Source organism: Bacteroidota bacterium, from assembly GCA_016706255.1.
Lineage (GTDB): Bacteria > Bacteroidota > Bacteroidia > Chitinophagales > BACL12 > UBA7236.
The window spans coordinates 1-25,781 of sequence record JADJJZ010000006.1 but is presented as its reverse complement, the minus strand read 5'-3'; the positions used below and the strand labels follow the sequence as shown (position 1 = coordinate 25,781).

The 25,781-nt window shown below is 36.2% G+C and carries 24 protein-coding genes, 1 tRNA gene and 1 pseudogene; 10 read left to right on the top strand and 16 right to left on the bottom strand.

What is annotated here, in order from left to right; all coding sequences use genetic code 11:
* The first annotated feature begins 66 nt into the window (after positions 1-66).
* Positions 67-495 carry a hypothetical protein gene (locus IPI65_08625; protein MBK7441574.1) on the top strand — a complete coding sequence of 143 codons (429 nt, stop codon included), beginning with the start codon at positions 67-69 and terminating at the stop codon, positions 493-495.
* Here IPI65_08625 and IPI65_08620 read toward each other — a convergent pair.
* The gene (locus tag IPI65_08620) at positions 492-1,718 is read right to left on the bottom strand and encodes a T9SS type A sorting domain-containing protein (GenBank protein ID MBK7441573.1); all 1,227 of its coding nucleotides are present in this window, start codon (positions 1,716-1,718) and stop codon (positions 492-494) included. The two genes, IPI65_08625 and IPI65_08620, sit on opposite strands and share 4 nt — an antisense overlap.
* 456 nt (positions 1,719-2,174) lie before the next feature.
* Between IPI65_08620 and IPI65_08615 the strand changes: the two genes are divergently transcribed.
* The gene (locus tag IPI65_08615; protein MBK7441572.1) at positions 2,175-2,525 is read left to right on the top strand and encodes a hypothetical protein; all 351 of its coding nucleotides are present in this window, start codon (positions 2,175-2,177) and stop codon (positions 2,523-2,525) included.
* A 122-nt stretch (positions 2,526-2,647) separates the two neighbouring features.
* On the opposite strand, the gene IPI65_08610 is transcribed toward IPI65_08615, so the two are convergent.
* The 9 genes and pseudogenes from IPI65_08610 to IPI65_08570 form a co-directional block, all read right to left on the bottom strand.
* The gene (locus tag IPI65_08610; protein MBK7441571.1) at positions 2,648-6,043 is read right to left on the bottom strand and encodes an efflux RND transporter permease subunit; all 3,396 of its coding nucleotides are present in this window, start codon (positions 6,041-6,043) and stop codon (positions 2,648-2,650) included.
* Between the two features lie 61 nt (positions 6,044-6,104).
* Complete coding sequence (locus IPI65_08605) at positions 6,105-7,220, bottom strand: efflux RND transporter periplasmic adaptor subunit (GenBank protein MBK7441570.1); 1,116 nt, start codon at positions 7,218-7,220, stop codon at positions 6,105-6,107.
* A gap of 12 nt (positions 7,221-7,232) precedes the next feature.
* The gene (locus tag IPI65_08600) at positions 7,233-8,549 is read right to left on the bottom strand and encodes a TolC family protein (GenBank protein MBK7441569.1); all 1,317 of its coding nucleotides are present in this window, start codon (positions 8,547-8,549) and stop codon (positions 7,233-7,235) included.
* Positions 8,539-9,153 carry a TetR/AcrR family transcriptional regulator gene (locus IPI65_08595; protein ID MBK7441568.1) on the bottom strand — a complete coding sequence of 205 codons (615 nt, stop codon included), beginning with the start codon at positions 9,151-9,153 and terminating at the stop codon, positions 8,539-8,541. The genes IPI65_08600 and IPI65_08595 overlap by 11 nt, the downstream gene beginning before the upstream one ends.
* Positions 9,154-9,418: 265 nt before the next feature.
* Entirely contained in the window at positions 9,419-10,594 is a 1,176-nt protein-coding gene (locus IPI65_08590; protein MBK7441567.1) for an amidohydrolase family protein, read from the bottom strand.
* A gap of 92 nt (positions 10,595-10,686) precedes the next feature.
* Entirely contained in the window at positions 10,687-11,337 is a 651-nt protein-coding gene (locus IPI65_08585) for a hypothetical protein (protein MBK7441566.1), read from the bottom strand.
* 101 nt (positions 11,338-11,438) lie between these two features.
* A complete protein-coding gene (mqnC, locus tag IPI65_08580; protein MBK7441565.1) occupies positions 11,439-12,563 on the bottom strand; it encodes a dehypoxanthine futalosine cyclase in 1,125 nt (374 codons plus the stop codon).
* Between the two features lie 166 nt (positions 12,564-12,729).
* Positions 12,730-12,803 (bottom strand) — tRNA-Ile (locus IPI65_08575).
* A 109-nt stretch (positions 12,804-12,912) separates the two neighbouring features.
* Positions 12,913-13,879 (bottom strand): annotated as a pseudogene (locus tag IPI65_08570) (helix-turn-helix domain-containing protein).
* Between the two features lie 96 nt (positions 13,880-13,975).
* Between IPI65_08570 and IPI65_08565 the strand changes: the two are divergent.
* The 4 genes from IPI65_08565 to IPI65_08550 are packed head-to-tail and all read left to right on the top strand — an operon-like array spanning position 13,976 to position 16,095.
* Entirely contained in the window at positions 13,976-14,395 is a 420-nt protein-coding gene (locus IPI65_08565) for a transcriptional regulator (protein MBK7441564.1), read from the top strand.
* Between the two features lie 19 nt (positions 14,396-14,414).
* Entirely contained in the window at positions 14,415-14,822 is a 408-nt protein-coding gene (locus IPI65_08560; GenBank protein ID MBK7441563.1) for a VOC family protein, read from the top strand.
* Positions 14,823-14,832: 10 nt separating this feature from the next.
* The gene (locus IPI65_08555; GenBank protein ID MBK7441562.1) at positions 14,833-15,243 is read left to right on the top strand and encodes a VOC family protein; all 411 of its coding nucleotides are present in this window, start codon (positions 14,833-14,835) and stop codon (positions 15,241-15,243) included.
* Between the two features lie 45 nt (positions 15,244-15,288).
* The gene (locus IPI65_08550) at positions 15,289-16,095 is read left to right on the top strand and encodes a penicillin acylase (GenBank protein ID MBK7441561.1); all 807 of its coding nucleotides are present in this window, start codon (positions 15,289-15,291) and stop codon (positions 16,093-16,095) included.
* Between the two features lie 14 nt (positions 16,096-16,109).
* On the opposite strand, the gene IPI65_08545 is transcribed toward IPI65_08550, so the two are convergent.
* Both IPI65_08545 and IPI65_08540 read right to left on the bottom strand, forming a co-directional pair.
* Positions 16,110-16,493 (bottom strand): RidA family protein, encoded by a 384-nt coding sequence (locus tag IPI65_08545; GenBank protein ID MBK7441560.1) that lies wholly within the window; start codon positions 16,491-16,493, stop codon positions 16,110-16,112.
* 1 nt (position 16,494) lies between these two features.
* Positions 16,495-17,442 (bottom strand): UDP-3-O-(3-hydroxymyristoyl)glucosamine N-acyltransferase, encoded by a 948-nt coding sequence (locus IPI65_08540; GenBank protein ID MBK7441559.1) that lies wholly within the window; start codon positions 17,440-17,442, stop codon positions 16,495-16,497.
* 163 nt (positions 17,443-17,605) lie between these two features.
* On the opposite strand from IPI65_08540, the gene gcvT reads away from it, so the two are divergent.
* Positions 17,606-18,697 (top strand): glycine cleavage system aminomethyltransferase GcvT, encoded by a 1,092-nt coding sequence (gene gcvT, locus IPI65_08535; protein ID MBK7441558.1) that lies wholly within the window; start codon positions 17,606-17,608, stop codon positions 18,695-18,697.
* A gap of 37 nt (positions 18,698-18,734) precedes the next feature.
* Positions 18,735-19,463 (top strand): 2-phosphosulfolactate phosphatase, encoded by a 729-nt coding sequence (locus IPI65_08530; protein MBK7441557.1) that lies wholly within the window; start codon positions 18,735-18,737, stop codon positions 19,461-19,463.
* Between the two features lie 22 nt (positions 19,464-19,485).
* On the opposite strand, the gene IPI65_08525 is transcribed toward IPI65_08530, so the two are convergent.
* Positions 19,486-21,513, bottom strand: coding sequence for a TraB/GumN family protein (locus IPI65_08525; protein MBK7441556.1), 2,028 nt, complete (start codon positions 21,511-21,513; stop codon positions 19,486-19,488).
* A 97-nt stretch (positions 21,514-21,610) separates the two neighbouring features.
* On the opposite strand from IPI65_08525, the gene IPI65_08520 reads away from it, so the two are divergent.
* Both IPI65_08520 and IPI65_08515 read left to right on the top strand, forming a co-directional pair.
* On the top strand, positions 21,611-22,120 hold the full coding sequence (locus IPI65_08520; protein MBK7441555.1) for a DUF421 domain-containing protein: 510 nt from the start codon (positions 21,611-21,613) through the stop codon (positions 22,118-22,120).
* Between the two features lie 16 nt (positions 22,121-22,136).
* Positions 22,137-23,039 carry a hypothetical protein gene (locus IPI65_08515; protein ID MBK7441554.1) on the top strand — a complete coding sequence of 301 codons (903 nt, stop codon included), beginning with the start codon at positions 22,137-22,139 and terminating at the stop codon, positions 23,037-23,039.
* A 4-nt stretch (positions 23,040-23,043) separates the two neighbouring features.
* Here IPI65_08515 and IPI65_08510 read toward each other — a convergent pair whose 3' ends face one another.
* Genes IPI65_08510 through IPI65_08500 form a run of 3 tightly spaced genes read right to left on the bottom strand, consistent with a single transcriptional unit; the run spans position 23,044 to position 25,620 of the window.
* The gene (locus IPI65_08510) at positions 23,044-23,997 is read right to left on the bottom strand and encodes a DUF3137 domain-containing protein (protein ID MBK7441553.1); all 954 of its coding nucleotides are present in this window, start codon (positions 23,995-23,997) and stop codon (positions 23,044-23,046) included.
* 56 nt (positions 23,998-24,053) lie between these two features.
* Positions 24,054-24,746 carry a lipoprotein signal peptidase gene (locus IPI65_08505; GenBank protein ID MBK7441552.1) on the bottom strand — a complete coding sequence of 231 codons (693 nt, stop codon included), beginning with the start codon at positions 24,744-24,746 and terminating at the stop codon, positions 24,054-24,056.
* A 4-nt stretch (positions 24,747-24,750) separates the two neighbouring features.
* Positions 24,751-25,620: a TraR/DksA family transcriptional regulator gene (locus IPI65_08500; GenBank protein MBK7441551.1), complete on the bottom strand. Its 870-nt coding sequence runs from the start codon at positions 25,618-25,620 to the stop codon at positions 24,751-24,753.
* Positions 25,621-25,781 lie beyond the last annotated feature (161 nt).

Sequence of the window (25,781 nt, the reverse complement as noted above, 5' to 3'; positions counted from 1 at the left end):
AGCACTTGCAGCCACTTCTTACAACGGATTGGCACGATGTTGGTTTAACCCAAACAAACAACGCTTATGAAAAAGTTTATACTAGGTCTGTGTATCACTCCAATTTTATTTACAGCATGTGAAAAAGATGTTGTTCCTGATTATGATGTACGTGATGAATATGTAGGTGACTATCAGGTTACCGATGCTTGTGATGCGTCATTTAACAGTTATGATTTGACCATTTTTAAAGCAAACGATTACGATGAAATCGTATTTGGATGGCCGGGTTTATATGAAACAGGTATGGAGGTTCATGCAATAGTTACCGGCATGAAAGCTGTAATTCCACTGCAGGATTTTTATATATCAGATTTTCCTGAAATTTTTTATGAATTTAGCGGAAGTGCATCACTTGAGGGTGATACTTTAACTGTTGATTATACCGTTTTAACCGTTCAGGAAGGTTTAATTATAGATGAAAATAACTGTCGCGCTACAATGATTCGCAATTAATGCACAATATTTAACATACTCGAAGTAACACCTTCGCTGCAAATCATTTTAACAAGATAATTACCACTTTGTAAGTCCGATACATTTATAAATAATGTATTGGACTTTATTTTTTGTGATAAACATAAATTGCCGCTTAGGGAATAAATCTCAATTTCTCCCTCATTAAAATTTGTAGTTACAATACAATTATCTGTTGCGGGGTTTGGGTAGAGATTCAGTGAAACCGGATTATTTTCAATTGTAATTTCAATCAGCGCCCTATCCAAAATTACCACACCACCCGTATCTGTTCCCATCCAGATTCTGTTTGCTGCATCTGTTACAATTGCATTAACATAATCATCAGGCATTGATGAGTTGGTAGTATTATATATCGTCCAGTCGACATTATTAAAAATATTTAATCCGGTTGACGACATCGCCATTAAACCGATATTATCCGCATCTATGTTCACCGCATCTACCGACCAATCTGAAATATCAGATGTAAGTGGTGTAAATTTCAAAAATGTTTCATCGGGAGTAAATACGCTAAGACCGCCAAATGAAGTAGCCATCCATTTATTATGATAAATATCCTCATCAATTGATAAAACAGTATTATCACTTATTAATGAATTATCGGTACGGTAATAATCAATAAATCCATCTATATAAGTACTTAATCCACCGTTTAATGTTCCAATAAAAACATCATTATTTGCATCAATATAAATATCATTTATATGCGGAGAATGTAATAATGAATTAGCCGAAGTATAAATAAACCAAAAATCTGCTCCATCCCATTTTATTAACCCACTAGGCGTTCCAATCCACATGGTATCATTTGCGTCTTTATTGATCGCTTTCACCTGATAATCCGGTAATGGTGAATTTGCAGGCGTAAATATTTCCCAATCGGTACCATTATAATAGCCAAGCCCGTCGAAAAACGTGCCCACCCAAAAAGTGCCATCATTTTCAACATAAATACTCCTAATCTCATTTCCCGGTATTCCTGAATTGTCGGTATTGTATATTGTCCAGTTTTCAGCTGCATCAATTACCACTAACCCGTTTTCTGTTCCTATCCATTTATTATTTGCCGCGTCAATCACTATTTTATTCACCTGATTTGTAGGTAAATCAGAATTGTCATCATTGTAAATCGTCCATGGTGATTGGGCATTAGCAACTCCGGCTGCGAATAATAAAAAATAAAGGAAACAATTTTTCATAATGCAAATTTACAATTCCCTTCGAAGTATCATATTGCACATTTGGTGATATTTGTCAGTGTGCACCTCACTTTTAATAAAAACTTTGCTTTGGGTCGTAACTCAACCGAAGCGTTAGCCGATATCACAGGCATCCAAAGCTTCAAATCGCATATTTGTTTGTTTGTCAGGGATTTGTAAAAAATAATGGAGATTAATAGTAAATCTTAAAAAAATATCATTCAGATATTGTGCTGAAAATGAGTATGATATAAAATATCGTGTATTTAGATAAAAATTTTAGAGGAGTGGTTTAAAAAAAATTGCGTGCAATAAAATGGGTAATTGTTCAACAGTTATGGGGAGATTTTTATATACGTTTTTATTTACATTTTCTGCTCTGAATTTTTAAAATCGTCAGTATCAAACAGTTATTCCCATGGCTTGGTTTTTGGCTCACTTTAAAAAAAACTTGTTATGAAGAAACTACTTTTAATTACAATTTTAAGTATTGGTGTGCTTTCAGTAAAAGCACAGGACAATACGCACCCATCTGCAGAACAACGCGCTAAAGCATTAACTGAGTTAATGGATAACAAATTAAATCTTGATGATGCACAACAAGGTTTAGTTGCAGAGCTGAATTTAAGATATGCAAATAAAGTGGATGAAATTGCCGCAACAGATGCAACAAAGCCGGAAAAAGTGCAAAAGGTTTCCGCATTAAATGATGCGAAAGAAAAAGAATTAAAAACTATTTTATCCGGTCCGCAGTACACAAAATATGTTGAAATGAAAGAAGATTTTAGAGAAAAAATGGCGGATTAAGGTAAAACCTCAACTTATAAAAACGTATGCTGGTTTTTGGGATAAGTTCTAATAGTTTTGGTTTAAAAAAAAACGGCTGCAAAATTTTTGCAGCCGTTTTTGTGTTTTATGATTTTGTTTAATTATAAATCTAAAGTACCATCAGCACCATCATGATTTCTTTTAAAACCAAATAAGTTAAACACCCAGGTTTTAAATTTATCATTATATAAATACATAACAGGCACTACAAGTAAAGTGATAAAGGTTGCATAACCTAATCCGAATACAATAGTCCATGCTAAAGGTCCCCAAAATACAACGTTTTCACCACCCAACCAGATATCAGGATTACCATGCGTAAACAAGCCGATAAAGTCGATATTAAATCCGATTGCGAGTGGAATCATACCCAAAATTGTTGCGGTTGCAGTTAACACAACAGGAGTCATCCTAATACGTGCAGCTTCAACAACGGCTTCCCTGATTGGCATTCCGCCAGCAATTAATAAATCGGTGAACTCAACCAATAAGATACCGTTACGAACAACAATACCCAACAACGCAACCACACCCACACCGGTCATAACTGCAGAAAAGTCCATTCCGAAAATTCCATATCCAAGTAACACACCAATTATACTGAATACAACTTCTGTAAAAATGATCAATGGTTTAGATATTGAATTAAATTGCGCAACAAGAATTACGATGATGAGGAAAAGCGATATTATCCAAGCCACACCCATAAAGCTGATTGTTTCCTCCATGTCCTGACTTGCTCCGGTATACCCGATGGTAACACCTTCAGGCGTATCATAATCTTCAAGAGCAGCTTTAATTTCATTCATAATTGCAGGCTGCTGACTTTCATAGCCTGTAAGTAAATTTGAAGCAAGTGTTACTACACGCTTTTGATCGATACGTTTAATACCACTATAAGTTGTTGAATATTTAATTTCAGCAAAAGCACTTAATGGTATCTGACGAATCTGTCCTGTCATCATATCACGATACGTAATTTTCAAATCTTTTAATTGATCGATATTTTTACGTTGCGCTTCATCATAACGAATTACGATTGGAAAATCATCATTACCTTCTTTGAATTTAGAAACCTCCCAACCATAAACAGCATTTCTTATTTCGCCACCTACAGTTAAAGTTGAAACACCTTCTCTGTTCATTCGCTCACGATCTAAATCAATGGTGATTTCAGGTTTATTTGCCTGTAAATCTGTCTTCAACTCTTCTATTCCTGCAATATTTAAACTTTCGAGATAACGTTTAATATCATTGCTGGTATTAATTAATTCATCAAAATTGTTACCTGAAATTTCAATATTAATTGGTTTACCTGCAGGAGGACCATTTTGTTCGGCGCCTACTGTTATTTCTGCTCCCGGTATATCTTTAACCGCTTCACGGAACTTGTCCAGATAAGGTTCAGATTTTTGATGGCGACGATCGGCCGGGTCGATAAATGCAACACCTACCTTTCCCTTATTTGAATAAGAACTTTGGTCAAAAGGGTCTTCATTCGCGCCAATAGCAATATTAGTAATTACCGATTTTACCAACGGGTTATTTTCTCCTAATACACCATAAATACGTTGTTCAACTATTTTGGTAACCGAGTCTGTTGTTTGCTGATCAGTTCCGTCAGGCATCACCACATAGGTATACACAAAGTTAGGATCTCCGGTTGGGAATTGTTCAACACCCGGTTTGGTTATACCTAACATTACAATTGCTAATATCAGCGTTCCTATAATAGATGAAAATAAAATTATTGGATGCTTAAGCGTCCATCTCAAAATTGAGGCATATCGATTTTGAATAGACGGCCATCCTTTTTTCTGGAAACCTTTAATTGCTTTGATCAATAATAAAGAATATAACCAGAATACTGCAACAAAGGTTAATATAATATTTCCTAATAATGGATTTCCTCCTAATGTAATTAATAAACCAAGTAATCCAATAATTCCTGACCAGATGATTTGTCTTCTTCTATTTGGTTTTTCATTATCGTGATGCGGCTTCATAAATGTTGCTGCAAACACCGGATTAATTAAATAGGCAACAAGTAATGAAGCAGTAAGTGTAATAATTAACGTAATTGGCAACCCCTTCATAAACGAACCAATCATACCCGGCCAGAAAAGCAGTGGGAAAAATGGTGCAAGGGTTGTCATTGTTCCGGCTAATACAGGAAGGAATACTTCACCCGCCGCATTTTTAGCCGCTGTTTTAATAGGCACTTTCCCATTTGCGAAAATACGGTGGGTGTTTTCGATAACCACAATGGCATCATCCACCACAATTCCGAGTCCCAATAAAAATGCAAATAATACAATCAGGTTCATACTAATACCGAGTAAACTCAACACGATAAAAGCAATAAACATTGAAAGCGGAACTGATAAGCCCACAAACATTGCATCGGTTGCACCCATAAAGAACATGAGCACGATGGTTACTAAAATAAATCCGATGATGATGGTATTAATCAAATCGGCAACCTGTGTTCTGGTTAAGGTTGAAGTATCTCCCGTTACGGTTACATCTACATCGGTTGGAATTTCTTTTTTCTCTAATTCAACCAATAACGCATTAATATTATCGGAAGCTTCGATTAAGTTTTCTCCGCTTTTTTTAATTACGTTTAATGTGATTACATTTTTACCATCTAAACGCGCAAAACTTTCCTGTTCTTTAAAATCATCTTTTACCTCAGCAATATCTTTCAAATAAATCGGATAGCTATTTGCGTTGTTTACGGTTAAATTTTTAATCTGGTCAACATTATCAAATTCACCACTCACAGTAATAGAGCGACGCATATCTTCAACCTTAATTGTACCACCTGATACAATTCGGTTTTCATTGCTGATTGCAGCATACACATCATACATGGTAAGCATGGCTGCCTGCATTTTATACATATCAATATTGATTTGTATCTCACGCTCAGGAGCACCAATAATATCTACTTTCGAAACCTCAGGTAATTCTTCAATTTCATCCTGAATTTTTTCAGCGTATTTTTTAATTGTTGCTAAATCATAGTCACCACTCACGTTAACCTGCAAAATCGGGAAGTCAGAAAACTCAACTTTTTGAACGTTAGGCCCGAAAGTCGGATCCAAATCGCCCGGTAAATTCGGTTTTGCTTTATCTACCGCGTCTTTTACTTTTTGATTCGCTTCATCAATATCTGTTCCCGAAACAAATTCCACCTGAATGCTGGAAAAATCCTGAACTGAATTACTGATAATTTTATTGATACCACTAATAGAACCGATTTCCTTTTCAAGTTCTTTGGTAATCAGATTTTCCATATCTGCAGGAGAAGAACCCGGGTATATTGTTGCCACATAAACGGTAGGCATGGTAATATCCGGATATAATTCTTTCGGCAGCGCATTATAGGTGGAAATACCCATAACGGTGAGCATAATGGTGATAATAAATACCGTAGTTTTATTATCAATCGCCCAGCTCGACGGTTTAAATTCCTTGAATACGTCTTTCATTATTTAATATTTTTAATTGCACAAACTGTTAATTAAAACATTATATGCAATCTTGTTTTAATCAATATTGGATTTCCTGGCCTGCAATTAAATTTTGATAACCGCTGGTAATTACTTTATCGCCTTTTTGAAGTCCTGAAGTAATTTCTGCCATGCCGTTATAAATTTTACCAACCGTAACAATTCGGCGTTGTGCAATTTGTTTACCGTTTTCTTCAGCTGCTACATATACAAATGATGCATCTGTTGATTTTTGAATCATATTTAAATCAACTACCATTGCATTGGCAACTTCATAGTCTGCAATTTTAATTACCGCAATCATGTTTGGTTTTAAATTGCTTTCAGATGGCAGTTTTGCCTCTACAGAAAATGTACGGCTTTGTGGGTTAATTACACTTGAAGCAAACGAAATTTTTGCATCAATTTCTTTATTCAAGTCAGTAAGAATAATTTTTGCATTATCACCCGCAGAAACCAATTCAGCATGCGATTCAGAAACTTCACCTTTTGCTTTTAAAGTACGCATATTTACTACACGAATTCCCTGAAATCCAGGAGAACCAATTTGTCCCACTTTTAAATCAACTGCATCTACAACACCCGAAATTGGTGAAATTAATTTAGTAGCACTTATTTGTTCGTTTGCAGCAGCAATACTTTTTTCAAGTGTTTCAACATTGTTTTTTGCACTCAGGTATTGAATTTCACTACCAATTTTTTGATCCCATAATGCTTTTTGTTTATTGAATACATCTTTAGCAAAAGCAAGTTGCGATTGAAGTGTCTCAATATTTTTTGTCATTGCATCATTATCTGTTTCGGCAAGTACTTGTCCTTTTGAAACTGATTGCCCAACTGTAACATAAACGGCATCAATTACACCTGGCATTTGTGGTGTTACGATAACGTTTTCATCTGCATCAATTTTACCCTGTAATTCAATATAATGGGTAAATGCAACCGGTTGAATTTCGGTAATTACTACTAATTCTCCTTTTTCTGATTTAGTAGTATCATTTAATGCAAGTTCTTGTTCCAGTGTTTTTATTTTATCATCTATTGCAGAACGTTCTTTTTTTAATGCTTCCAGTTCTGCCTGTTTGTCGCCTGATTCTTTAGCACCACATGATGCGAGAAAAAGGACTACGGTTAAATATAATAAGGTCTTTCTCATAGTATGTAAGTTTTAATAATATCCTAGTGATTTGTTTAAAGCGGTTTTTGCATTCAGCAGCGCAAACATGGCGCTGATATAATTGCCCTGTGCCTGGTATAAAGTACTTTCAGCATTATTTAATTCCAGACTTGAACCAACACCTTCACGGTATTTAATTAATGCTGTATTGTAAATACGTTGTGCCAATTCAATATTTTGTTTTTGAACATTAAAGTCATTTTCGGCATTTAAGTAATCTGTTTTTGCCTTTTCAACTTCCAATAATATTCCCTGTGTAGCATTTTGTTGTTGCAACTGCGCTTTTTGTAAAGCAATTTCAGCAGCCTGCACGCCGGTTCTGCGTTCCATTCCCGAGAAAACCGGTATCGATAATGTTAATCCAAACAACCCGGTTTCAAACCACTCTTCATCTCCATCTAAAAAATTAAAACTATTACGTTGTGCATTTTGTGAATATGAACCGTAAGCAACTAAGGTTGGCAAATACATCGCTTTATTCACTTTTACATTGAGTTCATTTAAAGTAACGGTACTTTGTAAAATGCTAAATTCCGGGCGACTCAAATAATTTGTGCCCGACATATTTACTTCGGTTATGGAACCTAAGGTATCGGTTAATTCGATATTGGTTGCCATATCGATTCCCATTGAATATTTTAAAAAGTTGGTTGCCATTTGCGATTGGCGTGTAGCATTTTCGAGCTGTCCGGCCAGTGTAATTTTACTCATCGTTAAACGGTCAACATCTATTGATTCAACAAATCCCTGCTTCTGCATTTCTGAAACTTCAAACAATACGGCATTCAAATTATCAATATTTTTTTGCAACAATTTTTCAAATTCTTTTGCAATTAATACTGAATAATAAGCCGTTTCCACATTTTTTTTCACCTCTGTTTCGGCAAGTCGCGATTGTTTTTGAACCAATGCAGCATATTCTTTAGCTGCGCTGATACCTACAAGCCATGCACCATTAAATAATAATTGTGATGCAGAAATTTGTGCCGTCATATTTTGTTCCGTACCAAATTGAACAGGAATAAACTGACCGGGTTCGCCACCGAAAAACTCAGCGGGAATTAATGATGTGGGTAATTTGAAAAAATTCTGATAGTCGATAGAAGCATCAACTTGAGGTAATCCACTTGCAATGCGATTGTTCACCGTAATTTGCGCATCCTGCACGTCGAGCTCAGCGGATTGAATTTGAGCATTGTTTTTAAGTCCGTATTCCATTGCCTCCTGCAGCGAAAATGGCTGCGATTGGGCAAACAAAGCAAATGGAACCAATAGGGCAATTAAAAACATTTTGAGTTTATATGCCATTGTTTTCTGATTTTATTTTTTCTAAGTATTTAATGCCTTTTGTTGTTGCAAGTCCACGAATATGATAATCCATAAACTCATTAAATGTTTTTTCAGGAGGAAATTTATCATATGGAAATATTTCTGAATCCAAAAACATTTCCATCCTTGCAATATAAATGCGTGTTAAAATTTCTGTATTCAACTCCTCACGATACAATCCCTCTTTAATACCACGCTCCAAATTGTGTTTGATACAATTGTAAACTTCATTGTTCCGGTGATCGATAAATACCTGCCAACTTTGTGGGTGATATTTGCGTAAATCAAATAATAAACTCGGATTAATATTTTTACTCATCGAATTCATCCATTTTGAAATACCGATCATTTCATCAATTGCCGTTTTTGAATGATGTATTACCTTTTCGATCATTTGGTTCTGACACGTAAAATGGTTCATCGTAACTTTGTGAATAAGCTCCTCTTTATTCTCAAAATACTGATAAAGGGTCTTTTTACTCATCCCCAACTCGCGTGAAACATCATCCATGGTCACGCTTTTGATACCGTACCGCATGAATAGTCGTTCGCAACGATCTAATATTTTAGCTTCTTCGCTCATAATTTGGCCGCAAAGGTAAAAACAAGAAACTCAGGAAACCAAATATTGTTCAAAAGTTTCCATAGTTTTTTTAATTATTTAACATTAACGGCATTTTTCGGGCTTTCAGAGGCAAAATTCGCTTCCAAACTGCCCTAAATAGCTAAGTTTTAGACGAATGCAGGAATTTTGTAGATGAACAGGAAAGATTTGCTGTGGAGCCGGTTTTTTTAAGAATTTACCCAAAAACTCAATTTTACTTATTAGTCCCCGAAACTATATTTGGTTAAACCACCCGACTAATTTTGGCTTCTTTTAGGGGTTGAGATGCAGAAGTTATACCGCTTAACAGGTTAACGCCGGGCTGTTTACCCTTTTCAAAACTGCCAAATTTGTCTGAAATACCCAAGGCTTTTGCTCCATACAAGGTTCCCCAGCGTATCAAATCTGTTGTATTTATTTCATTGAATTTATGTTGAATGGTTTGCATTTCTTTCAAAATACATAAATGGTGATTTGAGGCCAGACTATCGGTTCCAATTACCATGTATTGAGCATGGTTCTTTAACATCGGAATATCCGGCAAACGGTCTTCTATAAATAAATTCGCATTGGGGCAAAAACACCAAAATAAATTACTGTGATTTTCTTCTGCCCATTCAACATCCCATGCAGTTGCAATTGTATTATGAATTAACAGTGTATTTACTTCTTTCATAAAATAAGGTAATACACTTTCTAATGCTGTTTTTCCTGTTGGTTGAAAATGTTTTATATCAATTTTTAAATCGCGATATAATTTTCGGTATAATCCTGTCGCCTGAACATAAAATTCATTTTCATCATTACTTTCAAGCATGTGAATGGATGTAGGTTTTCCCGATTCATAACAACTTCTGCTAATTGCCTGAATTAATTTGGCACTCACACTGTATGTTGCATGTGGTGCTAACGATGCATGTAAACCGTAACTTCTTGCTTTAGATAATAAATCATTGCCTTTTTGCATAGCTAAGCCTGCCCGTTCCGGGTCAAATGCAATAAGCTCAATAAATGTGTGATAATATAATTTCCCTCCGGCTTTTATTTCATAAGAGTCGCTGTTGTTGGAGATGTCACCGACTGCAACAATGCCATTATTCAGCATTTCCTGTTCAGCAGTCGCCATAGCTTCATTTATTTCTTGTTGGGTAGATGTACGTTGCGCGGTAACCAAATTTAAAAACTCAGGCAATCCTGTTTTTTCCGGAAATTTATTTTTAAGATGCGATAATTCCAGATGACAATGCGCATTTACTAAACCGGGAATTAAAGCGCCGTTAAAACGTTGAATGGTAGATGGTTCAAATTCTGTATCCGGAAAAATGCCAATAATAGTTCCGTTATCTTCAGTTAATAAAACAACATTTGTTTGTGGTTGGGCAGAAACAGAAAAAATAATATCCGCAGCAATCTTTCGCATGATATAAAGGTAGGAATTGAAAACCGGGTATAACAATTATTCATAAATATATTGTTATACCCGGCGTTAAAATCGTAAATAAGCTGTTTTGATTAATTTATTTTAAAACACAAACCAAATTTTGCTCCTGCACTAAAAGTATCAAGACTAACATCAAAATTAGTTAGATCAATTGCAGTACCATCTAAGGAGTAATCCTGAAGTGTAAAATTGTTTTTAGTATATTCTAATTGCATAAATACACCTGCAAAATCTAAAAAATACCAGTTGAAACCGAGGTTTACACCAAAATGTCCGCCGTTATAGTTATATATCTCATCAATATTACCGGGAAGTAAGCGATTAATTTCCAGATAGGAATAACCAAATTCTGGACCAACATATAAATTAAATCGTTCACCATTAATCGGATATGCGCGTAAGTCGAAAGTAATATATCCTGTCCTGTTTCCGTTTGCATTAGCATCAGCAGTGTCTTCAACATATCCACCAAATGTATAAGTTGCGCCAAATGAAAGCCAGTTTACGATATTATATTGCGCACTTAAACCCACCATTTTGGTTAGTGCTGCACTAGTATCGGTATCAACAACAAACCCGCCGAATTTTGACGTGTATTTAGTCCCATGAACACCTAAATCGTATCCAACCTGAAATGAGAAAGTTCCTGCATTTTGCGATTGCGCCGACAATGTTGACGTAAACAAAAACAATGTTGCTATTATTAATAAGTTGATTTTCATATAATTGAATTTAATGCCTGAAATATTTTTAATTGAAATCATATAAAAATAATGTTTTAACGTAGCATCTCAAAATAAATTATTGCTACGCGAAACAATTATTAATAATTAATTACCTGTTCAACAATATTTTCAGGTATCACCCTGTTTTCATATTGCTGTGTTCGTAATTGCGGCTCAAATCCCGCTTCACGAATTGCATCCTGAATAGTTTTATAAGTAAATCGGTGTGGAGCACCGGCTGCACTTACCACGTTTTCTTCAATCATAATACTGCCAAAATCATTTGCTCCGGCATGCAGGCATATTTGCGCAACATTTTTGCCGACTGTTAACCAGCTTGCCTGAATATTTTCAATGTTTGGCAAAAACATTCTACAAATGGCAATGGTACGAATATATTCGTCGGGTGTGGTATCGTTTTTTGCGCGTCTAATTTTTTTCAAAGTGGTATCTACATCCTGGAATGTCCACGGAATAAATGCTAAAAATCCTTTTGCATGTTCCGGCTTTTCACTTTGCACCTGACGAATTTTTTCAAGATGTAAAAACCGTTCTTCAATTGTTTCAATATGCCCGAACATCATGGTAGCACTTGTAGTAATATTTAATTTGTGTGCAACACGCATCACGTTTAACCACTCATCAGCAGAACATTTTCCGGTTGAAATTATTTTGCGCACGCGATCCACTAAAATTTCTGCGCCTGCACCGGGCAATGAATCTAATCCTGCTTTTACTAATTCGGTGAGTACATATTCATAGCTATGTCCCCCTAAAGTTGCAATATGATGAATTTCCGGTGGGCCTAAAGAGTGTAATTTAATTTGCGGGAACATTTCTTTTATTTCACGAAATGTTTTGGCGTAAAATTCCAAACCGAGTTCAGGGTGATGCCCTCCCTGCAATAACAATTGTTCGCCACCGTATTTTATCGTTTCCTCAATTTTTACGCGATAGGTTTCTTTATCGGTAATATACCCTTCTGCATGCCCCGGCACCCGATAAAAATTGCAAAATTTACAATTTGCCACACAAATATTTGTGGTATTCAGGTTGCGGTCAATTATCCAGGTGACTTTATTTCCCGGTTTTTTGCGTTTTCTTATCGTATTGGCCACTTCCATGAGTTCGGCAGTTGGCGCATGTTCAAACAGATACATCCCTTCCTCCACAGTGAGGAATTCAAGGTTTAAAGCCTTTTGATAAAGCTGGGCAAGTTGCATATTCACAAAGGTAAAACAAAGAATTATGGATTGGGTTCGGTAAATTGAAAATGTAAAAGCGGAGCGTCAAGCTCATAGCACGAATTTAGAATTTATTGAGGGTTGTGCTTAATAAGTTGACGTAAAAAGTGGCATAAACAATAAATGCACCCTAAGGTGCAAGTTGTGGGCCCACCTGGAATCGAACCAGGCACCTACTGATTATGAGTCAGTTGCTCTAACCGAATGAGCTATAGGCCCGTTGTTTTTTAGGGACTGCAAATATAATACGTTTTCTCTTTTTGAGCGATTTCAAGTGAAAAATCACAAATCCGGATCATGGGCTTAATACAATATTCTGGAGAACTTCTCAACCCTCATACTTCCTCCTATACTCCACCGGCGATAATCCGGCTACTTTTTTGAAAAACATCTCTGAAGGCTTTTACATCGGAATATCCCACCTCAAACATTACTTCGTTTACGGTTTTGCGACCTGTTTCCAGCATTTTTTTTGCTGATTCAATTTTTACACGCTGGATATACTCTACAACCGTATTTTTAGTCGCTTTTTTAAATCTTCTTTCAAACGTTCGCCTTCCGATATTACATTTTTCTGCAAGATCATCCACAGAAATTTTATCGCCATAATGTTTTTCAATGTATTCCTGCATCCGCAAAATTTCACAATCATCATGGTCTTTTTGTCCCTTAAACATAGTAAACGACGACTGACTGTTTAGTCCGGCGTTTAATAAAAAAAACTTGGATGCCATGATGGCCATTTCTTTGCCGGTATATTTTTCAACCAGATATAATAATAAATTCCAATAGGCCATTGCGCCGCCACTGCTATAAATGCCGTTTTGATCAACAATTACTTTATCATCAGTTAAGGTTACTTCGGGAAATAAATTTTCAAATGCATTAGCATACAACCAATGTGTTGAACAGGACTTACCGTTTAACAAACCTGTTGATGCTAATAAAAATGCACCCAAACATAAACTGGCAACTTCAGCGCCATTTTTATAATGAGCAACAATAAATGGTAGCGCATCTTTGTTTTTTGCTATAGCGGCTTCCATATCTCCACTCAATGCAGGAATTATTAATAAATCGGTTTCAGTTACATCTTTAAGTAGCAAATCCGGTTTAACTATAATATTGCCGTCATTTAAAACCACTTCATTACTCATTGCCGCTAGTTGAATTTTAAATGGAATTGGCAATCCTGCTTCGCGATGAAACGCATTTACCGCCGAAAACATATATCTCGGATCAACAACCGCCGCCGGTACAGCGGTTTCCGGAACCAATATGGTTATAGTACGCATAGTACAAAGGTATTACAACACCATGTCGCAAACAACCCTAAACATTGTCGTTTTTACACCCCTTGACAGAGGCATTTGCGACATACTTTTGCAACTATGACAGAAATCAGAAATGAAATTTTTATTGAAAGCGACATCATTGTTTGTTGTATCAGAGCCGAATCATTTCCGGGAGGTGTATTAGCTGCACATCAGCAATTACACAAATTAATTCCGCAAAAACCGGGTAGAAACTATTACGGTATTTCTTACCCTGATGTGAATAGGAAAATTTTATACAAAGCAGCAGTTAATATGTTGAATTATGATGAGCCCGATAAATTAAACTGCGAAACAGATGTCATCAGAAAAGGAAAATATTATGGAACAGTTTTAACTGATTTTATGCAAAACATTCCGGCAATTGGTAATACTTTTGAGCAATTGCTAAAACATCCCGATTTGGATCCTGATGGATATTGTTTAGAAATTTATATTAATAATACTGATGTTCAACTTTTAGTAAAACTAATTTAATTCATAAAAAAATAACAAAATGGCTACTCAAATTTTTATTAACCTTCCGGTGAAAGACCTTCAAAAGTCAATCAGTTTTTTTACGCATCTTGGATTTACTTTTAATCCGCAATTCACCGACGAATCAGCAACTTGTATGATTATTAGTGGTAACATTTATGTAATGTTATTAATTGAATCGCGTTTTCAGGAATTTACCAAAAAACCTGTTAGCGATGCCAAAACAAGCACAGAAGTATTGATATGTTTAGATGCAGAAAGCAGAGAAGCTGTTGACGCAATGGTAAAAAACGCTGTTGCAGCAGGTGGCAGAATTTACGCCGACCCAATGGATCATGGCTGGATGTACGGACATAGTTTCGAAGACCTCGATGGCCACCAATGGGAGGTTGCATATATGGACCTTTCAGCATTCCCTCAATCTTAAAATAAACTTTATGGTATCAAATATTTATCCGTATATCAATTTCGATGGAAATTGTAGCGAAGCATTATCATTTTATCAAAATTGTTTGGGTGGAGAGATAAAATTATTAACTGTAAAAGACTCTCCCGCGGCCCCACAATTACCTTCTGAAATGCATGATAAAATTATGCACGGTGAACTTAAATTCGGGCAGATGATGATTATGGCTTCCGATATAAAAGACAAAAATCTGCAGTCGGGAAACGCCGTTTCATTGTTTATACATTTCACCGAGGAAGAGGAATTACAAACTGCATTTGCTAAATTATCCGAAGGTGGGAATATTACCCTGCCGCTTGCGCATCAATTTTGGGGCGCCACCTATGGTGAACTAACCGATAAGTTTGGAATTAAATGGCGCTGTAATTTTCACCAGATGTAATCACAAATTCTTTATCATTAAATTTTAAGCAGCTATCTTTATACTATGTATAAAAAGCTGCTTATTTTTTTTGTATGCATATCTGCCTTTTATTTAACTAATGCTTGCTCAGTATTATATTATATAGATGCTGAAACCGGTAAAATATATGTCGCAAATAATGAAGACTATTGGTATGATGTAAAACCTTACCTTCAATTTAATCCTGCTAAAAAAGACGAATTGGCAAGAGTATGGTATGGTTGGAAAAAATTTGCTCAGGGCGGAATTAATGAAGCCGGATTGTTTTTTGATGGAGCTGTTGCGCCAACGCAGCTAATACCGGCAGGCTATTCAGATCCGCAATATAATTTAGGCGATAAAATTCTTGCTCAATGTAAAACAACTACTGAAGCAATTGATTTTCTTGAAATAAATAAAATTGCAATCGAATCCGGCCATATTCTTTTTGGAGATAAAAATGGTGACGCGGCTGTTGTTGAATGGGTTAATGGCAAACGGATAATTACCCGAATAGCTGAAAACTATCTGGCTATGACTAATTTTTTATTAAGTGATACTACCCAGGGAAATTTTCCATGTTACCGATTTAACGCAATAGAGACCGGAGTTGCAGAACTTAAATTAAATAATCAACCTGACGATTTAAAAATGGTAGGCAATGTAATTGCCAAAGCCGTTCAACTTCCGGCAACCGATAGCAGTGGCCGCGAGGGCGGAACTTTATATTCTACGTTTATAAATATTACTGATATGGAATTAATAGTGGTTTATAAGCTCGACAACTCAAAAAAAATCCAACTCCAATTAAATACATTTTTTGAAAAAGGAAAAAACAAAAAATTAAAATGAAGAATTTTTAACACTTAATCTTTGATAGCCGTTGCTTCAATCTCTACCAAATATTCCGGCGCTATAAGCTTGCTCACTTCCACCATCGTAGTACACGGTTTTATATCCTTAAAAAATTCCCCATGCGCTCTACCGTATTCCTCCCATCGCGAAATATCTGTTACAAAAATTCGCGTGCGCACAACATGTTTTAATTCAAAACCACTTTGATTTAATACTTTTTCTATCTTCTGAATAATAAAATATGTTTGTTCGTATGCAGAATTGCCACCAACTAAAATATTATTTTCATCTACAGCAACTGTTCCGGTAATTTCAATTGTATTATTAATAACAACTGCTCGCGAATAGCCAACTATATCTTCCCATTTTGCACCTGATGAAATATTTTTCCGCATATTAATTATCCGTGTTTTTTTTGCGCATCGTTTCCCATATTTCCAGCATATTATTTGCTGCAGCCATTTGTTTCATTTTTTGTCGAGCTTCACTTGCCGGAGAACCAAAATAGGTTTTTCCCGCTTCTAAATCTTTACCTACACCACTCTGTGCTAAAATAACCACATTATCTCCTATATGTAATGTTTTTGAAATACCAACTTGTCCCCATGCAATTACATTATTACCAATAATTGTTTTACCGCCAATACCAACCTGTCCTGCAAATAAACACATTTTACCAATTTCAACACCATGACCAATATGAATATGGTTATCCAATTTTGTTTGTTCACCTATAATGGTATCACCACTCACACCTTTATCAATAGTACAACAAGCACCAATTTCAACACCATCGTGAATAATTACGCGGCCGCAGCTTTCCATTTTATCGAAATGTGTTGCGCGTTTTTTGAAATAAAATGCATCAGCACCTAAAACTGAATTTGCATGTATAATTACATGATCACCAATAATGGCATTATCGTAAATAACAACATTCGGATGAATAATACAGTTTTTACCAATGATAACATTATTGCCAACATATACACCCGGAAATAAAATTGTGCCTTCACCCACAATTGCATTATCAGCAATATTTTTTAATGAAGGTGTAAAAGGTGCAAAGTGTTTAACCAGTTTTACATAATCGCGAAACGGGTCGTCACTAAAAATTAATCCCTTCCCTTCAGGACATTCCACTTCTTTGTTTATTATCACAAATGTTGCTGCAGAATTCAGTGCTTTATCATAATATTTATGAAAATCTACAAACGTAATATCACCACTGGTAACCTTATGAATTTCATTGATTCCCGTAATGTGCGCATCGCCGTTGCCTGCATAAGTTGCATTAAGCATAGCAGCACATTCTTTTAACGAAATAGGATTTTTCAATTTCATGCTGCAAAGGTAATCGGTAAAAAACTTTGTATATAATACCCTCCACATTTTGTGCATCAACGCCGGCTGCCTAATCAAATTCTTCTTAAAGCTCTGCGCCGAATGGCTTATCTTTGCGCCTGCTTAAACCAAATTACAGTTTAGATATCCAAATTGGTAAAATATGAAACAAACAGCGCTCACTCAATTACATAAAGACCTCGGAGCCAAGATGGCTGAATTTGCGGGTTATGAAATGCCTATTGTTTATTCAGGCCAGGTTGAAGAACACCATGTCGTGCGCAATGCCGTTGGGGTTTTTGATGTTAGCCACATGGGTGAGTTTATTTTAAAGGGAGATGGAGCTGCAGCGCTTATTCAAAAGGTTACTTCCAACGATGTTTACACGCTTAGCCCTGGAAAAGCCCAATATAGCTGCCTTCCAAACGAAAATGGTGGTATCGTTGACGATTTACTGGTTTATCATCTTGAAGATGGCAATTATATGTTAGTAGTAAACGCCGGCAATATTGAAAAAGACTGGAATCATATCATGAAATACAATACCGGTGGTGTTGATATGGTAAATATTTCAGACGACACTGCGTTATTGGCTATTCAGGGTCCAAAAGCTGCGGAAGCGCTTCAAAGCCTTACTGATGTTGACTTGAGCAGCATTGCTTACTATACTTTTACGAAACATAAATTTGCCGGAGTCGGCAATGTAATCATTTCAGCTACCGGGTATACCGGCGCCGGTGGTTTCGAAATTTATTTCCCTAAAGAACACGCCCTCACCATCTGGAACAAAGTGTTTGAAGCCGGTGCCCCTTATGGCATTAAACCTATTGGTTTAGCCGCTCGTGACACCCTTCGACTCGAAATGGGATTCTGCTTATACGGCAACGATATTGATGATACTACATCTCCTCTTGAAGCCGGTTTAGGATGGATTACCAAATTAAAAGCAGCAAACAACGATTTTGTTGGTAAGGATAAAATTATTGCTGGTAAAGATGCCGGCTTAACCCGCAAATTAGTGGGATTCGAAATGATTGACCGCGGTATTCCACGCCACGATTACCCTATTTTAGATGAACATGGCAGCATTATCGGAAAGGTAACTTCCGGAACTCAAAGCCCTAGTTTGAATAAAGCAATAGGCCTTGGTTATGTTTCAAATGAAAAAACTGCTGTTGATTCCGAAATTTTTATAGATATTCGCCAAAAACCCGTGAAAGCCAAAGTAGTTAAGATTCCATTCTGGAGTAAATAACAGAATACTTAACCTCATTAGCCGTTGCTTTCTAATTATGACCAACACACAAGAAGATAACCGACCCATTTTAGAGGTGTGCCTTACACCCGCACTTTGGAATCAACACGATCCGAAAGATAAAAACGTGGTGGTTATTGATATTATTCGCGCCACTTCAACTATTGCATCTGCCTTACACCACGGTGTGAAAAAAATGATTCCGGTTGAAACTATTGATGAAGCCAATGAATGGCTGAAAAAAGGATACCTCGTTGCCGGCGAACGCGATGGTATTAAAATTCCGCATTTCCATTTTGGGAACTCTCCTTATGAATTTATGAGTGAAGAGGTTCGCGGTAAAGAAATAATTCATACTACTACAAATGGCACGCGTTGCGTTTTAATGAGCAAAGGTGCAAGAAATATTGTGGCAGGAAGTTTTGTAAATCAGGATGCCATTTTCGAATGGATAAAAAATGAAAACAGAAATACCATTTTGTTTTGTGCAGGATGGAAAGACCACTACGTAATGGACGATGCACTTTTTGCCGGTGCTGTTGTGCGCGAATTGGCAGATGATTTCAGAATTATCGACGACTCAACCTTAAGTGCAAAATTATTATATAAACACGTTCGTGAAAATATGTTGCGCACTGTAAAACAAGCAACACACTTTAAACGACTACAACGTTTAGGAATTGAAAATGATATCAAATTTTGTATGAGTAATCCGCAATTTGATGTTGTGCCGATTTTCGACGGCAATGGTTTTGTTAAACTTTGATATTAGCTGAACAACAATTCAATTATTTATCTTCTAACGTTAAGAAGTGGATAGATTGAATAAACCGTGTTGCATTGTTTGAAACCAATATTTGTCCGTCGCCACCTGCAGCAAACTGATAAACCGTATTTCCATCAAAGTAAAAATAAATACGGTAAATTTTACTGTTCATTAATTGCATTTCTACATAACGACCTTCAATACCGTTGTTTTCAACTTTTTCAACTTTATATGCTTTTCCGATATATGATTTTTCTGCAGCAGCAATTAAATCGTCAAAAAATGCATTTTTATTTCCGAATTTATGTCCCGGAGGATAAGTGCTTTGAATAACACTATAATCAATTAATTCTTTATAATCAGTTGAAGTATATGTTACTACAGTTAATGGTCCTGTTGGCAGCGTGTATGATTTTGTTTGTTTAGATGGAGGTGTAGGTAAATAACAATTAAATGATGGTTGCTGGAAAAAATGCCAGTTAACTAAAACATTTGATGCTGTTTCAAATGAATTGAGAAACGATTCGGCATAAACACTAAACGGATTATCGCCCGGGCCACCTACAAGTAATTGATACAGCACATTATCCTGTAATAAAAATTGTGAGCGAACAAAAAATGAATCACCTACAACAGCAGTAAATTCGCGCCCTGTAAAGTTTGGGTTGGACACGATGCGCTGAGAAATAATTTCTCCACTTATTTGGTCTTTTGTGCTTTGAATAAATTGTTCAAAGAAATTATTTTTATTATTCTGAACAAAGGTTGGCGGATAAACAGTGTAACCCACTGAATAAAATAAATCGGATTTTGCGTGGTTGTTCGTATATACAAATTTTTTAATCACACCGCCATTACTCCATGGTGTTTCAGATTGTTCCCACTCACCTTTTAATGGCACCTTTACTTTAAAATTGGCATCAGTTCCTTTTAATTCATACCAACTTTCTAAAAACAAAGTATCTGCAGCAGCCATATCAAAAAAATCGCCAAACGGATCGCGATAAGCAATATAATCGCGTTCATCTGCACTTTGTTCCTTTATATTAATTACTTTAATTTCTTCGGGATTTACATATCCGTTTATTGCCGGCATTATTGTCAATGACGGAAAATCATCAGGAATATTACTGGTTGATGCAGTTGCGGTATTTTGATTTGCCGATCCGGTAATTTGAGGATTGTTTCCGGAATATAATTTTAAACTAAAAGGCTCTGCTACTACACCAAATCCTTTGTTTCTTAATTTTTTTATTATTCCTGATTCGCCTGAAACTAATTCGGCATCTAATACATATAAAACAGATTGTTGTGTACTTAATGGTTCAATTTTTTTCAATAATAAATCATTCATGCCACTCAGCATTACATTAATATACGCCGGTTGTTCTGATGAATTTACTACTTTCATGTAATCCGTTAATGACTGCTGAACATATGCATTAAATTTTTCAGCATCACCATCTAAATATGATTGAATGTTATTTACATAATTGCTTAATACAGTTGCCTGCGTACTAAAATCCATTTGATCCATTACTCCGGCAATTTGTCGGATGGTTACCATACTTAAAGTAGGCTTCGATTGTTGCAATGCAATATCCAGTAAAATGGTTTGTTGAAAATCAACTGCAGCAGCATGATCCTTTTCTTTTAATAAACTTAAAACATATAATGGTTTTAATGAATAATAATTTTCAGGGCTGGATTTTAATTTATCGTTTACCATTAATTCGAAACGTATACGATCTTCACGTTTGTAATAACCTTTTAAAGTATTATCACCCGGCGATTTCATAAATACCGGAATATTTTGAATTTCTGTAGGGTCGGGAACATTAAAAAAAGCAACAGTATTTACTTTTTCCATTATTTCTGCAGCACCGGTGGCAACATCATAGTTTTCGGCACCACTTAACTCGGTGGAACAAAGTATATAAGAGGTAAATTTACCATCAGGGCTGGTAACTTTCCATAACAATGATTCTTGAGCATTGGCAATATGTGCCATTAAGCTAATAAAAAGATATAACGCAATGTTCCTCAGCATGATATTGTAGTAAGTTGAACGGGTAAATTTAAGATAAAGTTATGGGTTTTAACAACAGTTTTTTATTTATACCTTTCACCCTTAAATACAATGTGACATGGCAATTGATACAAATGTGCTCCTTCAAATCGTTTTGCGGGTTACCGTAATCTATTTTATTGTGCTTGCAGGCCTGCGCATAATGGGAAAGCGTGAGATCGCCCAATTGAGTGTAATTGACTTTGTATTGGTATTATTAATCAGCAATGCCGTGCAAAATGCCATGCTCGGACCCGACACAACACTTTTTGGCGGAATTGTTGCTGCTATTACCCTGTTTGTTATCAATTTTGTCTTAAAAATGGTGGAACGGTATGGCCCTGTTAAAAAATTATTGGAGGGAAATCCGGTTTTGCTCATCTATAAAGGCAGCGTGAACAATGCGCATTTACGTAGGGTTGGCATCAGTTCCGACGAGCTTATGGCAGTGGTTCGGGAACATGGCTTGTCCGACTTTACACAAGTTGATTTGTGTATGCTTGAAGTAAATGGAAATATTAGTGTGTTGTCGCACAATTATACCGAACGCAGTGTTAAACATCGTTCTAAATCTAAAACAGACCGGTAAAACGACTTATTGACATATGAAATTAAATACATACTTGGTTTTTATTATTGCGCTATCCCAAATTCTGTTTGCCAAAAGCTCCTCGGCTCAATGTATTGTTGGCAATTGCGAAAATGGATATAGTGTGTTTAAACTGGAAAATGGTGACATGTATACCGGGAACTGGGAAAACGGGGCGAGACACGGATATGGTCGTTACGACTGGGCAAATGGTGCTTTTTATGTGGGAGAGTTTAAATTTAACGGACTCCATGGCAAAGGAGCTTTTTATACCGCAGATGGTGGTCAAATTGCAGGTGTTTTTGAAGATAACCTGTTTCAGGGGCCCGATACTACTGCAAAAAGCGCCGCAATTGTTGCCGCTCCTGACGTGCTGACCTGGGAAAAGTGGGTTATAAAAGACAATGAAGCTAAAATGCAGGCTTTACAAACACCGAACCGCGTTGAGTTTGGGGTGTTAGTGAATAAAGTAATTACCGACTTTGCTACCGATTTCAAAACCCTGCAAACTGCCCAAAGACCAATACTTATTGAAAGGCAAGCCGGATGGTACAGCAATTTAATGACTAAAAATTCGCTTGAAGCAGGAGTAGTTCCTGCCGACTCCACAAGAAAGGCTGCTTATTACAATATTCTGTATCTCGGAACAGATTCTCTTGAAGCCAGAAAACTGTATAACGATTATGTAAATGTGATTAAAAATTTAAAAATAAGTTGTTGCACTACATTATCTGATACTTATAAATTTTCAGGTCCAACATATAGTAGTGATATTACTACCTGGTTGCCGCTTACATTTAATGAAGGTTTCAGCGAAGAAATTTACAGCGATATGGTTATGGAAATTGCGCTAAATACTGCTTTAGGTGCAGAAGGCTGGCAAATAACCTACAAAATATATCACATTAATAAACAATAAAACATTATTGTTTAGTCCAAACGCGGGTATTTAAATTTAATGCATCAACAATTGAAACGCAGAATTGTAATTGCGAATAATACGATTTAATATCTTCAAAATTCATTACCGTTTTACGCAACGATGGCTCAAATAAATTTTCTTTCATTGGCATGGCCATATAAATATTATTGCCTACAAACGAAAATTGGATTTTAGCATTTGTTTTATTTTTAAATGCCATTATTTGTTCCATAAATGAAGGTGAAAGAATATATCTTGCCTCAACTTCATCGGTACTGTAAACCACAAATTGTTTTTCAAACTCAACATCCTCAAGCCTAACAACATCGGGCCTTCCAACGCTTAGGTTTTGTAACATCTTTCCAAATCCACCTAAAAAACGTTCGCCAAAGTCGCTTAATACATATGTTTGTCCGGCAAAGTTTTTATTAAAATCTGCAATAAAAAATAACCCTTTAAAAATGGTAACATAATGTGTTCTTCCCTTGCTGTCGGTTTGGCGATCTTGCGTGTGTAATTCACAAAATTTTACTTGTGTTTTATCAATTTTACCTTCCACTAAATCTTCACCTTTATAAATATCGGGGCTGGATAAAAATATCTTGCTGGTATTATATTGCGATTGCGGAATAAATAAATTTGGTGTAAAAACTAAATCGGGTGCAACAAACTGAATGAGTTTTCCGATAACAACTTTTTTATATTCTGCTTTAAAATCGGGGCGCTTGCGTTTAAATCCGAAAAAGAAAAAATACAGTAATAATGATATTAATAAAAATACCAGAATAAGCGGTGGCATTAATGTAATAAAACCAAGCAATAGCGAAACTACTGTGGCAATCCACATAAACCTTAATCGGCGTAATTGTGCTTTGCGTAAAATTTCCAGTTCTGAAAGTCCGGGAACTATTTCCTGCTGATAAAATTGTTGTAAATCTTCAATGTTTTTCATCATTATTAGCAACAACAAACTTAAGTTAAAAAGCTTAAATAGTTGGGTATTTAAAACTGTTAAGAGATGGTATGTTGTTCAGTGCTTTCCTCATGAGTTACAGGGGGCTCTGAATTTATTTCAGTTGGTTTTTGCTCCTCTTCAGTATGTGCAAATATGCTGCGTTGAAACAATAAAATCGATAATACACCTATAGTAATTGCACTGTCGGCAACGTTAAATACAGGTCTGAAAAACGAATAATATTTTCCTCCCAAAAACGGTATCCACTCCGGGTAACGACCATCAGCCATCGGAAAATAAAACATGTCTACCACATGACCGTGCAGCAAAGTAGTATATCCACCACCTTCAGGTAAAAACTGCGCAAGAACACTGTAATCAGAAGCTGAAAATAAAACACCGTAAAATACGCTGTCGATAATATTCCCCATCGCACCCGCAAAAACTAATGCAATGCTGATGATTAATCCGTTTCCGGCTTTTGACTTTATTAGCGTGTATAAATAATATCCAATAAAAAATACTGCAATTAACCGGAATAAGGTGAGGGCAAGTTTGCCATAATTTCCACCTAACTCCATGCCGAATGCCATACCTTCATTTTCAACAAAATGGAGTTTAGCCCAGCTTAAGCCAAGAATATTTATTTCTTCACCAAGGGTAAATGTGGTTTTAATCCAGAATTTTAGAACCTGGTCAATGAGTAAAACCAAAAATATGATGCCAATGGCGAGATAGGATTTTTTCACTGATTTATCCTTTACCTTGTTTTGCTTCGATACTTAATGTAGCATGCGGCACAGCACGAAGGCGTTCTTTAGAAATCAGTTTGCCGGTTTCACGGCATATGCCATAGGTTTTATTTTCAATTCTGATCATCGCTTTTTCAAGATGGCCGATATATTGAATCTGGCGCGAAGCCATTTGACTCAGATATTCGCGCTCCGAAGTTGAAGTACCATCTTCCAAACCTTTAAAACGTGCATCTGAATCATCACCCATTTCGCTGCTGCGGCTGATTTGTTCCTGCAAATATTTTAATTCCGATTTTGAAGTTTCCAGCTTGCCTGAAATCAGCTCTTTAAATTCTGCTAATTCAGCATCACTGTATCTGCTTCTGTTATCGGTATTTACAGGTGCCGGTGTTATTTTAACAACCGGTTTTATCAACCTTTTAGGAACTGCTTTAACAACAGGGGCCTCTTTTTTTACTTCCGGTTTTGGCGCTACCGTTTTTGTTACTGCCTTTTTCACTTCTTTTTCTTTTACAACCTCATTTTTGGTAACGGTTTTAACGGGGGCCTTTGTTGTTTGCACTTTTGCTGCCGGCGCTGCTTTTACGGCAACCGGTTTAACAGGGGCTTTTACTTTTTTAGCTACGGGTTTTACCGGAGCTGCTTTTTTCACAGGTTTAGCTGCTGCTTTAGCAACAACTTTTTTTGCTGCCTTTTTAGGAGCAGATTTAGCCGGAGCAGCCTTTTTCACGGGTTTAGCTGCTGCTTTTTTTGCCGGTTTCGGAGCCACCTTTTTTGCAGGGGTTTTTGCCGATGTCTTCGATTTTACAACCGGTTTAGCTTTTGGTTTTGCGGTTTTTGCCGCTTTTTTAGTTGGTTTTTGTGCCATGATGCTAATTTTTTTGAATTAGAACCTTGATTGGTATGTCGTTTATAGAAATTGCTTCGGCCTGAACAAGCTCATCTGAACTACTCAAACTGTCTGCCAAAATTTCCGCGCAAATATACTGCTTATAATTAAGCAAGGCCTCCGAAAGTTCCATACTGGCG